The 11,296-nt window shown below is 65.7% G+C and carries 10 protein-coding genes; 3 read left to right on the forward strand and 7 right to left on the reverse strand.

The annotated features are described in order from the left end of the window. Window positions 1-33: 33 nt before the first annotated feature. The 6 genes from LDZ26_RS21770 to LDZ26_RS21795 form a co-directional block, all read right to left on the reverse strand. Window positions 34-315 (reverse strand): DUF4148 domain-containing protein, encoded by a 282-nt coding sequence (locus LDZ26_RS21770; RefSeq protein ID WP_244850714.1) that lies wholly within the window; start codon window positions 313-315, stop codon window positions 34-36. 155 nt (window positions 316-470) lie between these two features. After that, the gene (gene lpdA, locus LDZ26_RS21775; protein ID WP_244850715.1) at window positions 471-2,264 is read right to left on the reverse strand and encodes a dihydrolipoyl dehydrogenase; all 1,794 of its coding nucleotides are present in this window, start codon (window positions 2,262-2,264) and stop codon (window positions 471-473) included. A 277-nt stretch (window positions 2,265-2,541) separates the two neighbouring features. Continuing rightward, complete coding sequence (locus LDZ26_RS21780) at window positions 2,542-3,459, reverse strand: ABC transporter substrate-binding protein (protein ID WP_244851127.1); 918 nt, start codon at window positions 3,457-3,459, stop codon at window positions 2,542-2,544. Window positions 3,460-3,576: 117 nt separating this feature from the next. Beyond that, window positions 3,577-4,614, reverse strand: coding sequence for a ribose ABC transporter permease (locus LDZ26_RS21785; protein WP_244850716.1), 1,038 nt, complete (start codon window positions 4,612-4,614; stop codon window positions 3,577-3,579). Window positions 4,615-4,632: 18 nt separating this feature from the next. Continuing rightward, window positions 4,633-6,201 carry a sugar ABC transporter ATP-binding protein gene (locus LDZ26_RS21790; protein WP_244850717.1) on the reverse strand — a complete coding sequence of 523 codons (1,569 nt, stop codon included), beginning with the start codon at window positions 6,199-6,201 and terminating at the stop codon, window positions 4,633-4,635. Further along, window positions 6,191-7,450: an ROK family transcriptional regulator gene (locus tag LDZ26_RS21795; RefSeq protein WP_244850718.1), complete on the reverse strand. Its 1,260-nt coding sequence runs from the start codon at window positions 7,448-7,450 to the stop codon at window positions 6,191-6,193. Before LDZ26_RS21795 ends, LDZ26_RS21790 begins: the two co-directional genes overlap by 11 nt. Before the next feature lie 186 nt (window positions 7,451-7,636). Here LDZ26_RS21795 and LDZ26_RS21800 point away from each other — a divergent pair, with 186 nt between their 5' ends. Further along, complete coding sequence (locus LDZ26_RS21800; protein WP_244850719.1) at window positions 7,637-8,152, forward strand: GAF domain-containing protein; 516 nt, start codon at window positions 7,637-7,639, stop codon at window positions 8,150-8,152. 59 nt (window positions 8,153-8,211) lie between these two features. Further along, window positions 8,212-9,189: a substrate-binding domain-containing protein gene (locus LDZ26_RS21805; RefSeq protein ID WP_244850720.1), complete on the forward strand. Its 978-nt coding sequence runs from the start codon at window positions 8,212-8,214 to the stop codon at window positions 9,187-9,189. Here LDZ26_RS21805 and LDZ26_RS21810 read toward each other — a convergent pair. After that, window positions 9,186-10,370 (reverse strand): fumarylacetoacetate hydrolase family protein, encoded by a 1,185-nt coding sequence (locus LDZ26_RS21810; protein ID WP_244850721.1) that lies wholly within the window; start codon window positions 10,368-10,370, stop codon window positions 9,186-9,188. The two genes, LDZ26_RS21805 and LDZ26_RS21810, sit on opposite strands and share 4 nt — an antisense overlap. A gap of 124 nt (window positions 10,371-10,494) precedes the next feature. On the opposite strand from LDZ26_RS21810, the gene LDZ26_RS21815 reads away from it, so the two are divergent. Further along, entirely contained in the window at window positions 10,495-11,241 is a 747-nt protein-coding gene (locus LDZ26_RS21815; protein ID WP_244850722.1) for an IclR family transcriptional regulator, read from the forward strand. Window positions 11,242-11,296 lie beyond the last annotated feature (55 nt).

Here is an 11,296-nt window from a genome sequence, read left to right on the forward strand (position 1 = left end):
CGCGTCCAACGCGGCGCACGTTCAGCTACGGCATCACTGACCGATGCCGGCCTTCTTCTGGGCCTTCTGAATGTCTTGCGGATACGACGCGTCGTCGCGCTGCGCCGGGTTATAGCCCGCGCTTTCGAGCTTCTTCAGCTCGGCGTTCTTCTTCGCGCGCGCTTCCTTGCGCGCGGCCTTGCGCTGGGCTTTGGTCGACGGCGCGGCGTCGGTCGTGCTGCTGTTGTCCTGCGCATACGACACGGCCGCGACGGACACGCCGAAGGCAGCGACGATCATCGAGACGGCGAGCTTTCTGGCAAGCATTACGTTCATATCCTCTCCAGGTTTAGATTTGCATTGAACATCGACGATGCGCGGCCCGCCGTGATCGACACGGCCGCCGCGCGACGATTGTATGGCGGTTCGCGCCATCGTTCAGCGAACGTGCAATGCAAAGGCGGAAACGCGAAGGCAGCTTCGCCGCCCACTCAGATATTGAGCGCGCGCTTGTTCACCGCGAGCGCCGCCTCGCGCATCACTTCCGAGAGCGAAGGATGCGGATGCGAAATGATGCCGATATCCTCCGACGCCGCCTTGAACTCCATCGCCACGACCGCTTCGGCGATCAGATCCGACGCGTTCGCCGAGACGATGTGCACGCCGAGAATCTCGTCGGTCTTCGCATCCGCGATCATCTTGATGAAGCCGTCCGTCTCGCCGATGCCGAGCGCGCGCCCGTTCGCCATCATCGGGAACTGGCCGGTGCGGTACTCGCGGCCTTCCGCCTTGAGCGCCTGTTCCGTCTGCCCGACCCACGCGATTTCCGGGTGCGTGTAGATCACCCACGGGATGCAGTTGTAATCGATATGCGGCTTCTGTCCGTCGATGATCTCGGCCACCAGCACGCCTTCGTCCTCGGCCTTGTGCGCGAGCATCGGGCCGCGCACGACATCGCCAATCGCGTAGACGTTGGGGACCGTCGTCGCGCAATGGCCATCGACGGGAATGAAGCCGCGCTGGTCCGTCGCGAGGCCGATGGAATCGAGCCCGAGATTGTCGGTGTTCGGCACGCGCCCGATGGATACGATCAGGCGGTCCGCGTCGAGCGTCTGCGCGGCGCCGTCCTTGTCGGTGTACGAGACGGACACGCCCGCATCCGACGCCTTCACGTTCTCGATCTTCACGCCGAGGTGAATGGTGAGCCCTTGCTTCTTGAAGAGCTTGGCGGCTTCTTTCTGGATCGCGGTGTCGGTGGAGGCGAGAAATTCGGGCAGCGCTTCGAGAATCGTCACTTCCGCGCCGAGCCTGCGCCACACCGAACCGAGTTCCAGGCCGATCACGCCCGCGCCGATCACGGCGAGCTTCTTCGGCGCGGAGTCGAAGGCGAGCGCGCCTTCGTTGTCGGACACGATGCGGTTGTCCACGGGCACGTTCGGCAGATGCCGCGCTTTCGAACCCGTCGCGATGATCACGTGCTTCGCGGTATGCGTCCCGTCCTGACCGCCGCCGCTCACTTCAATGCGAAACGCGCCGCCCGCCTTGCCCGCGAGCTTGCCGTGGCCCTTGAGCCACGTGATCTTGTTCTTGCGAAACAGGAACTCCACGCCGCCCGTGATCTTCTCGACGATGGCTTCCTTGCGCCCGATCATCTTCTTGATGTCGACGTTCAGGTTGTCCATCGAAATGCCGTGATCGCCGAAATGCAGCTTCGCGTTCTCGAACGCTTCGGACGACGCGAGCAGCGCCTTCGAAGGAATGCAGCCGACGTTAAGGCACGTGCCGCCGAGCTTCGGCTTGCCGGCCGGGTTGATCCATTCCTCGACGCACGCGACCGACATGCCGAGCTGCGCGGCGCGGATCGCGGCGATGTATCCACCGGGGCCCGCGCCGATCACGATCACGTCGAAGTCGGCTTTTTCTTGCGCAGACTCTGCCGGGCTCGCCTGTTGCGCCGGAGCAGCGGCGGGCTTTTCAGATGCTGCGGCAGGCGCGGGGGCGGGTGCGGGCGCGGGCGCGGCCGCAGACGGCGCGGCGGCTTTCGCCTCGGTGTCGATGGCGGCGAGCAGTTCGTCGGCGTGGACGATATCGCCTTGCTGCTTGAGCACTTCCGCCAGCACGCCGGATGCGGGCGCGGGCACTTCGAGCACGACCTTGTCGGTTTCCAGCTCGACGAGAATCTCGTCTTGCGTCACGGGGTCGCCCGCTTTCTTTTTCCACGGCAGCATCGTCGCTTCGGTGACGGATTCGGAAAGCTGCGGAACCTTGACTTCAACCCTGGCCATTCAGTTTCTCCTGTCTGCGCTGCTTGATCGATTGAGGACGCGCGTCACCGTTCACCGAAGCACGGCCGCGTCGAAGCCACAGGATACGCCGTGTACGCGGCGTGCGTGCGTGTCCGTGAGGAGCCTCGCTGCGCAAGCTGCGGTCGACGGCATCGGCAGGTTGAAAGGCAGAGTGAGTTTGAACAGGAGGCGGCGCGCCGTTCGAATGGCGGAGAGACGATGTTCGACGCGCCGCTCGCCGAATGAAGCGAGCGGCGATTAAGAGCTTAGTGCAGCTTTAATGCGGCGCCGACCAGCCCTTGTAATTGGCGACGTTTTCGCGCGTGACGAGCGTCGACGGCATCAGGATCATCGTGCTGCTCGGCTTCTTGCCGTTCATCAGGTCATAGCCGACGCTCACCGCCTGCTGCGCCATCGACCACGGGTCCTGGCTCGCGGACGCCTGAATCAGCGTATCGGTCTTGAGCGCGTTTTCGATATCCGGTGCGCCGTCCACCGACGTAATCACCAGATTCGAGCGATGCAGCTGCTTCGCCGCGAGATCGCTGCCGATAGCTTGCGGATCGTTGATCGCGAACAGGCCGTCGAGCTTCGGGAAGCGCGTGAGATAGCCCTGCATCGCGTTCATGCCGCCTTCGCGCGAGCCTTTCGCATCCTGATCGTCGGACAGCACCTTGATGCCGGGGTTCTTCGCGAGCACGGACTTGCACCCGTTCACGCGGTCGATCACCGCCGACACTTGCGGCCCGTTCTCGATCACGACATTGCCTTTGCCGTTGAGCTTCTTCGCGAGGAAGTCGCACGCGAGCTGGCCGGCCTGCACGTTGTTGGTCTGCACGGTCGCGTCCGCGCCCGCCGCCGCGACGTCCACCGCGACCACGACGATACCCGCCGCCTTCGCCTTCTTCACCGCCGGCTCGATGGCCTTCGGATCGACGGCGTTCAACAGGATCATGTCGACGTGCGCCGAGATGAAGTTGTCGATCTGCGTGAACTGCTTGTTCATGTCGTAGTCGGACGAGACGGCCGTGACCTTCGCGTTCGGATTGATGGCCTTCGCCTTGGCTTCCGCGCCCTTCGAAATGGTCACGAAGTACGGGTTGCCGAGCGAGCCGACCGTGATGCCGATGGCCTTCAGTTGCTTGTCCGCCGCGTGCGCGGCGAGCGTCATCGTGCATCCGAGCGCGAGGGCCATGCTCGCGAACAGCTTGTTATGCTTGCGCATAGGGTTGTCTCCGGTTGTTTCGTTGATGTTGATGTCGATGGTTGCGACTCTAAGCGATGTAAGGCGTCGTGAACCGACAAGATCTCGTTACGTACGCGCCGATCCGCGCTGGCGATAACGGTCGAGCGCCACCGCGCCGATAATGACGAGGCCCTTGATGATGTACTGCCAGATGTCCGAGACGCCGAGCAGCACGAGGCCGTTCGACAGCACCGCGATGATGAGCGCGCCCACCAGCGTGCCGACGATCGAGCCGACGCCGCCCACGAAGCTCGTGCCGCCCAGAATGACCGCGGCGATGGCGTCGAGTTCATACGACTGGCCGAGTTGCAGGCCGTTCGCCGCATAGAGCCGCGCGGCGGACATGACCGCGCCCAGTCCGGCGAGCAGGCCCGACATCGCGTAGACGAACATCTGGATGCCCCAGACCTTGATGCCCGAAAGCCGCGCCGCTTCCGGATTGCCGCCGACCGAATAGATGCGCAGGCCGAGCACCGTGCGCCGCAGGATGAACCACGAGACGATCACGACCGCGAGCGCGATCACGACGAGCCACGGCACGCCGAGAATCGAATCGTTGCCGATGAACGCGAACGGCAGTTGCGGATTGAAGATGGTCGTGTCGTGACCGATCAGCCGCGCGATGCCGCGCACGGCGGTCAACGAGCCGAGCGTCACGATGAAGGGCGGCAGTTTCAAGAGCGCGATCAGCGCGCCGTTGATGACGCCGAAGCCGAGCCCGACGCCGAGCGCCGCGGGCACGCCGAGCCAGCCCATGCCTTGCAGGTTCGACGCGAGCAGCGCCGTGACCGCCGCCGCCGACAGCACCGAGCCGACCGACAGGTCGATGCCGCCCGTCAGAATCACGAAGGTCATGCCCGCCGCGAGCACGATGTTGATCGACGCCTGCTGCGTGACGATCGAGATGTTCTGCAAGCTGAAGAAGCCGTCGGTGACCACACCGAAGCCGATGCACAGCAGAATCAGCACGGGCAACATGCCCGCCGTGCGCATCAGCACTTGCATGCGCTCGCGATGCTCGATGCGGCGCTGCCGCTGGTTCGCGCTTTCGGCGCTTGAAACAGGGGCTGCGCCCGTGTCGTGGTGTTTCGTCGTGTTAGCCATGTCTGTCTCCGAATAACGTCAAGCCGCCTGACCGAGCGCGGCCCGCGAGCCTGTCGCCAGTTCAATGATTCCTTCCTGCGAGATCGGCGTGCCCGAATGGCCGCCGAGTTCGCCCGCGATCACGCCTTCGCGCATCACCAGCACGCGATCCGCCACGCCGATCACTTCCGGCAGTTCACTCGATATCACGATCACGCCGACGCCCGATCGCGCGAGGTCGTTGATGATCCGGTAAATCTCCGACTTCGCGCCGATGTCCACGCCGCGCGTCGGTTCGTCGAGGATCAGCACTTCGGGCTTCGTTTCGAGCAGGCGCGACAGCAGCACTTTCTGCTGATTGCCGCCCGACAGCGCGCCCGCGTTCACGCGCGCATTCGGTACGCGAATGGACAGCGCCGCGATGGCGTCGCGCGCCCGCGTGTTTCCACGGGCAATGTCCATCACGCCGGCTTTCGCGTCGCGCCCGGCTACCGCGATGTTGATGTTGTCGCGCACGCTCATGTCGAGAAAAAGACCCTGGCCCTTGCGGTCTTCGGTGAGATAGACGAGGCCCGCGTCGATGGCGTCGCGCGGCGTGCGCAGCGCGAGCGGCTTGCCGTGCATCGACACTTCGCCGCGCGTGCGTTCCTCCGCGCCGAAGATGAGGCGCGCAAGCTCGGTGCGCCCCGCGCCGACCAGTCCGGCGATGCCGAGCACTTCGCCCGCGTGCAGATCGAGGCTGCATCCGCGCACGCGGTTGTCGTCGGCCATGTCGCGCACGGACAGCACGACGTGGCCGGGATCGTAAGGCGCGTGCTCTTTCTTGTAGAAGCCGGAAATGTCGCGGCCAACCATCATGCGCACCAGGCTTTCGGCGGAGAGTTCGTCGCGCATCAGCGTGCCGACGTAGCTGCCGTCGCGCAGCACCGAGACGCGGTCCGACAACTCGTAGATCTCCGCCATCCGGTGACTGATATAGATGATCGCGATGCCTTCCTCGCGCAGTTGACGCACGAGTTCAAAAAGGCGATCGGTTTCGCGCGACGAGAGCGGCGTGGTCGGCTCGTCCATCACGAGAATGCGCGCGTGCGCGTGTACCGCGCGCGCGATCTCGACCAGTTGCCGCTCGGCAATCGACAAGTCGCCGACGAGCGTATGCGGCTTGAACGCCGCGCCCAGGCGCTTCAATACGTCTTCGCAGCCGCGCTCCATGCCGGGCCGGTCGACGAGCGACCACGCGCCTTTGCCGCGACGCAGGTCGCGCCCGGCGTAGATGTTCTCGGCCACCGAGAGATTCGGCGCGAGACTCAGTTCCTGATAGATCACCGCGACGCCGAGCGAGCGTGCGGCAAGCGGCCCGTCGATGACGACAGGCTTGCCGTCGATCAGAATCTGGCCGCCGGGGTCCGCCTGATACGCGCCCGAGAGAATCTTCATCAGCGTGGATTTGCCCGCGCCGTTTTCGCCCATCAGCGAATGCACTTCGCCGGGATACACGGACAGGCGCACGTCGTTCAACGCGCGCACGCCGGGAAACGTCTTGCTGATGCCGCGCATTTCGAGCAGCGGCGTGCGTGCCTCCGGCGAAAGGGCAGAGTCATGCGGCATGGTTCACCTCCTGCGATTTGACACCCGCGCCGCGATGCAGCCCCACGCGTGGCGAGAAGTTGAAGAACATCGGCAGCGTGGCCGCGCCGATTGCGCCCGCATCCGGGCCGAAGTTGCCGCGCACGATTTCCGGCGTGCCGCGCGCTTCGGGCGCGTTCGCGGCCATCGTCGCGGCGAGACGGTCGATCAGGCGGTCGAGCAGGCCGCCGTCGATATCGGAATCGATCACGACCATCGGCACGTCGAGCACGCAGAGCATCGCGCGCAACGCGGGAGCCAGGGCTTCGATGCAGTCGTCGATCCATTCTTCGACCGCGGGCAGACGCCGCTCGATGCACGCCTGCACATCCAGGCGGCTTGCCGCCGGCGCGCCGGAGAAGTGCAGATGCCGCACGAGCGCATTGAGCGATGCGCGCGAAAGCAGAATGTCCCACTGGCCGGGCGGCTGCGGCGCGGACGGCAGGCGGCTCGGCCGCACCGGCATCACGCCGATGTCGCCCGCGTTGCCGGTCGCGCCGCGCAGACAGTCTCCGTCGATGGCGACGCCGCCGCCGATGGCCGAGCCGAGAAAGAGATACACGAAGTCGTCGCAGTGGCGGCCGTGGCCGTAGAACAACTCGGCGGTCGCGGCGGCGTTGCCGTCGTTTTCGCCGAAGACGGGCAGGGCGAGCGCGCGGGACAGCGCGGCGGGAAAGTCGGTCTGGTCCCACGCGCGGAAGATGTCGGCGCTCGTGGTATCGGCGCTCACGCCCAGTTCGCGCAGCCAGCTGCCGAGGTTGTACGGCTGCGCGACGCCGATTCCGGTGAGACGCTCGCGCTCCGCCTCGCTCAAGAGGGCGAGCATGCCTTCGATATCGCGCTGAACGATCTCCAGCACCGCCGACGGATGCGGCAGCACGCGATCCAGCGCGCTTCGGGCGAGCACGTCGCCCGCGAAATTAACGAGCACCGTCTCGATGCTGGTGCGGTCGAGCCGCACGCCGATGCCGAACGCGCCGCGCGGATCGAGTCGGATGAGCGACGCGGGCTGTCCGCGCTGTCCTTCGAGCCGCCGTCCGCTGTATTCGATCAGACCGGCGCGTTCGAGCGACTCGACGATACTGCCGACCGCCGTACTCGTCAGATTCGCGTGACGCGCGAGATCGGCCTTCGACGCCGGCTCGGTGCGGCGCAGCGCCTGAAGCAGCAAACGCTCGTTGTATCGGCGCACGGACGCGGAATTGCTTCCTCTGCCGCTCGGCAATTTCACTGGCTGTCTCCGGTTATGCTGGCAACCGTCATCTGTGTGACGATTAATTAAATCAAGTTGATTTATTTAATACCGGGGCCGACAGGGTGTAAAGCAGGGAAATCCCGAAGCCGGTTTGGCATCCGGCGTGCGGCGATCAGCGCATAGACGCTAAGCTACACCTCGATCGCACTTCGAGCCGCCGCCATGTTCACGCTTTCCCCGCCTTCCACGCCTTCCCACGCCAGCAAGTCCGCGCACTACGACGACCTGCTGCAACAGGCCCGTTCGCTGATCGGCGACGAAGCCGACTTCATCGCGAACGCGGCGAACTTCTCGTCGCTCGTCTATCACTCGCTGCCGGATATCAACTGGGCCGGCTTCTATCTGTTCGATGGCGACGAACTCGTCGTCGGGCCGTTTCAGGGCAAGCCCGCGTGCGTGCGCATCGCGCTCGGACGCGGCGTGTGCGGCACGGCGGCGCGCGAACGCAAAACGCAAGTCGTCCCCGATGTCGACGCATTTCCCGGCCATATCGCGTGCGATTCGGCGTCGCGCTCGGAGATCGTGGTGCCGCTCGTCGGGAGCGACGGCACGCTGATCGGCGTATGGGACGTCGACAGCCCCGTGCCCGGCCGCTTCGACGAAGAAGACGCCCGCGGCATGGAGGCGCTGTGCGCCGCGTTCATCGCGCTGGCGTGGGAAGAGCGTCCGCAAGCGTGAATCGCGGGTCGCTGCCGTTTGACTACAATGAGGCGACCGTCGATCCCCGACCCGCCTCCATGATCAGCCTTGCTCGCCGCCGTCTGCTCACCACGTGCGTTCTCGCCGCGAGCGGGCTCGCGTCCGTGCGACCGGCCGCCGCGCAGCCCGGCGGCAAGGCGAGCGTCGCGCTCGTGATGAAGTCGCTCGGCGATCCCTTCGTCCAGTCCATGATCGACGGCGCGAAGAATTACCAGCGGCACTATGCATCGCAACTCGACCTCACGACCTACGGCACGCTCACGGACAACGACGTGACCGGGCAAAGGCGCATCATCGAAACGCTGGTCGCGGCGAAAGTGGACGCCATCGTGATCGCGCCGACCGATTCGAAGGCGCTCGTGCCGGTGGCCGCGAAAGCGGTCGCGGCGGGCGTCATCGTGATCGCCATCGACAATCCCTTCGACGACGACGCGCAGGAAGCCGCCAACGTCACCATTCCGTTCGTCGGGCCGGACAGCCGGCGCGGCGCGCGGCTCGTCGGTGCGTATCTCGCCTCGAAGCTGAAGGCGGGCGACGAAGTCGGCATCATCGAAGGGCCGCCGAACGACCGCAACGCGCAGCAACGCACCATCGGCTACAAGGAAGCCATGAGCGCCGCGCAACTGCGCGTGAGCGCCCTCGACACCGGCGACTGGACCGCGCCGAGCGGCAAGTCCATCGCGCTGCAAATGCTGTATGCGCACCCGGCGCTGCGCGGTTTGCTCTGCGCGAACGACAACATCGCGATGGGCGCGATCGACGCCATTCGCATCGCGGGCAAGAAAGGGCGCGTGCTCGTGACCGGCTACAACAACATCAGCGCGGTGCAGCCGCTTCTCGACAACGGCAGCATGCTCGCGACCGTCGAGCAGTTCGGCGCGCGGCAGGCCGTGTTCGGCGTGGATGTCGCGGTGAAGGCGCTCGTCGAACGGCGCCGTCAGCGCGACTTGTCACCCTACATGGAGACGCCGGTGCAGGTGGTGACGCGCGAGAAGACGCGCGCCCCGCGCGCTTAAGCGTCCGCCGCGAGCAGGCCGCGCGCAGCGAGGCTGCGATACAGCGCGCGCACGCCGAAGGTCCACGGCTCGATTTCCGTCGAAAGGCGCACGGTGTTCACGAGCGCGCCGAGTTCCGGGGTCGAGATGGTAACGACATCGCCCAGATGATGCGTGAAGCCGCCGCCTTCCGTGTCGCGGTCCTTGATCGGCGAGAACATGGTGCCGAGAAACAGCATGAAGCCGTCCGGGTATTGATGATGCGCGCCGTGCGTCTGCGCGACGAGATCGGCGGGATCGCGGCTGATTTCGCTCATGTGGCTCACGCCTTCGAGCACGAAGCCGTCGTCCTCGCCTTCGATGCGCAGCGACACGCTCGTGCCGCGCACCGTGTCGAGCGTGAATCGGCCGTCGAAAAGCCGCACGAACGGGCCGATCGCGCACGACGCGTTGTTGTCCTTCGCCTTGCCGAGCAGAAGCGCGCTGCGGCCTTCGATATCGCGCAGATTCACGTCGTTGCCGAGCGTCGCGCCGACGATCTCGCCGCGCCCGTTCACGGCCAGCACGATTTCCGGCTCCGGATTGTTCCATTGCGAGGTCGGATAGAGACCGACGTCAGCGCCGAAACCGACCGACGACATCGGCTGCGACTTCGAGAACACTTCCGCGTCCGGCCCGATGCCGACTTCCATGTATTGCGACCACGCGCCGCGCCGCTCGAGTTCCTCCTTCAGCTTCTGCGCGCTCTCCGAGCCCGGCTTGATCTTGGAAAGATCCGCGCCGATCAGCTTGTTGATGGTGTCGCGCACTTCCTGCGCCTTGGTCGCGTCGCCGCCGGCCTGTTCTTCGATCACGCGCTCCAGCAGACTCACTGCGAAGGTGACGCCGCACGCCTTCACGGCCTGCACGTCGCACGGGGCGAGCAGGCGCAAGCCGCCGGGCGCGGCGTCGAGCGTCGCTTGCAGCAGTTCTTGCGCGGTGCCGAGGCGTTCGCCCTGTGCGTTCTTCGCGATGTCGAGCGCGTCGGGGCGGTCGAAGAGATCGGCGGTGGTCGGGGCGGCGCGGGTGATGTCGAACACTTCGCCGTTTCGCACCGCGACGACAGCGGGACCATCGACCGGCGCGGGACGCCACACGCGGCCGATCAGCACGGCATCAGCGAGGTCTTCGGGCAGGCAGGAGGAGACGGAAACGGGCGGCATGGCAGGGTCACCGGGCATCGGAAAAGGGAAAACGATCGTAGCTTGCCGCTCCCTCACTGTCCATCCGGTTGCATGTTTGTCCAATATGCTGGACGATGCGCGCATCCCCGACGCGACGACTCACATGGAAAAGACCTACGACGTTCCGGCGCTGCGCCGCGCGAACGATATCCTCGAAGCGCTCGCCGACGCCGCCAAGCCCGTGCGCGCCGCCACGCTCGCGGAGCGCACCGGCCTCTCGCGCAGCACGCTTTATCTGATGCTGGAAACGCTCGCGCGCATGCAGTGGATCGAGAAGCGCGACGATGGCTATGTGATCGGCGTCGGACTGTTCGAGCTCGGCAATGCGTATGTGCGGCACGATGCGCTGCAAGCGGCGTTTCGCGAGGGCGCGGGCGCGTTCATCAACACGCATAACGAAGTCGTGCAGCTTGCCGTGCTGGACGGCGTGCAGGTGGTGTACGTCGCACGCGAGGACGCGCATCGGCCGGTGCGCCTCGTGTCCGATCTGGGATCGCGGCTGCCCGCGCACTGCTGCGCGCTCGGCAAGGCGCTGCTTGCCGGACTGGCCGACGAAGCCGTCGTCGAGCGGCTGCCCGAGCGCCTCGAAGCGGTGACGCCGCGCACCATCACGCGCCGCGCGGCGCTTTTGCGCGAACTGGCCGCGATACGCGCGAGCGGGCTCGCGGTCGAGCGCGAGGAAGTGGCTGAAGGACTCGCGTGCTTCGCGGCATATGTCGGCGTGACGCCTGCGGGCAAGCGCGTCGCGGTATCGACGAGCGTGCCTGTCGGACGGCTCGACGCGAAGCGCGAAAAGCAGATCTCGATGGGCATCGTGCAACTCGCCGCGAAGCTGCGCCAGGCGCTCTGAGGCGATCGCTTGCACGACTCGCGCCGTGCAGCTTTTGCCAGCTATTTTGAAAACC

Origin of the sequence: Caballeronia sp. SL2Y3 (assembly GCF_022879575.1) — a bacterium.
In the GTDB taxonomy this organism is placed as follows: domain Bacteria; phylum Pseudomonadota; class Gammaproteobacteria; order Burkholderiales; family Burkholderiaceae; genus Caballeronia.

What these genes read in the sequence shown, in the direction of transcription:
- LDZ26_RS21770 (WP_244850714.1), bottom strand. Translation starts at nt 315, where the DNA reads ATGAACGTAATGCTTGCCAGAAAGCTCGCCGTCTCGATGATCGTCGCT.
- lpdA (WP_244850715.1), bottom strand. Translation starts at nt 2,264, where the DNA reads ATGGCCAGGGTTGAAGTCAAGGTTCCGCAGCTTTCCGAATCCGTCACC.
- LDZ26_RS21780 (WP_244851127.1), bottom strand. Translation starts at nt 3,459, where the DNA reads ATGGCCCTCGCGCTCGGATGCACGATGACGCTCGCCGCGCACGCGGCG.
- LDZ26_RS21785 (WP_244850716.1), bottom strand. Translation starts at nt 4,614, where the DNA reads ATGGCTAACACGACGAAACACCACGACACGGGCGCAGCCCCTGTTTCA.
- LDZ26_RS21790 (WP_244850717.1), bottom strand. Translation starts at nt 6,201, where the DNA reads ATGCCGCATGACTCTGCCCTTTCGCCGGAGGCACGCACGCCGCTGCTC.
- LDZ26_RS21800 (WP_244850719.1), top strand. Translation starts at nt 7,637, where the DNA reads ATGTTCACGCTTTCCCCGCCTTCCACGCCTTCCCACGCCAGCAAGTCC.
- LDZ26_RS21805 (WP_244850720.1), top strand. Translation starts at nt 8,212, where the DNA reads ATGATCAGCCTTGCTCGCCGCCGTCTGCTCACCACGTGCGTTCTCGCC.
- LDZ26_RS21810 (WP_244850721.1), bottom strand. Translation starts at nt 10,370, where the DNA reads ATGCCGCCCGTTTCCGTCTCCTCCTGCCTGCCCGAAGACCTCGCTGAT.
- LDZ26_RS21815 (WP_244850722.1), top strand. Translation starts at nt 10,495, where the DNA reads ATGGAAAAGACCTACGACGTTCCGGCGCTGCGCCGCGCGAACGATATC.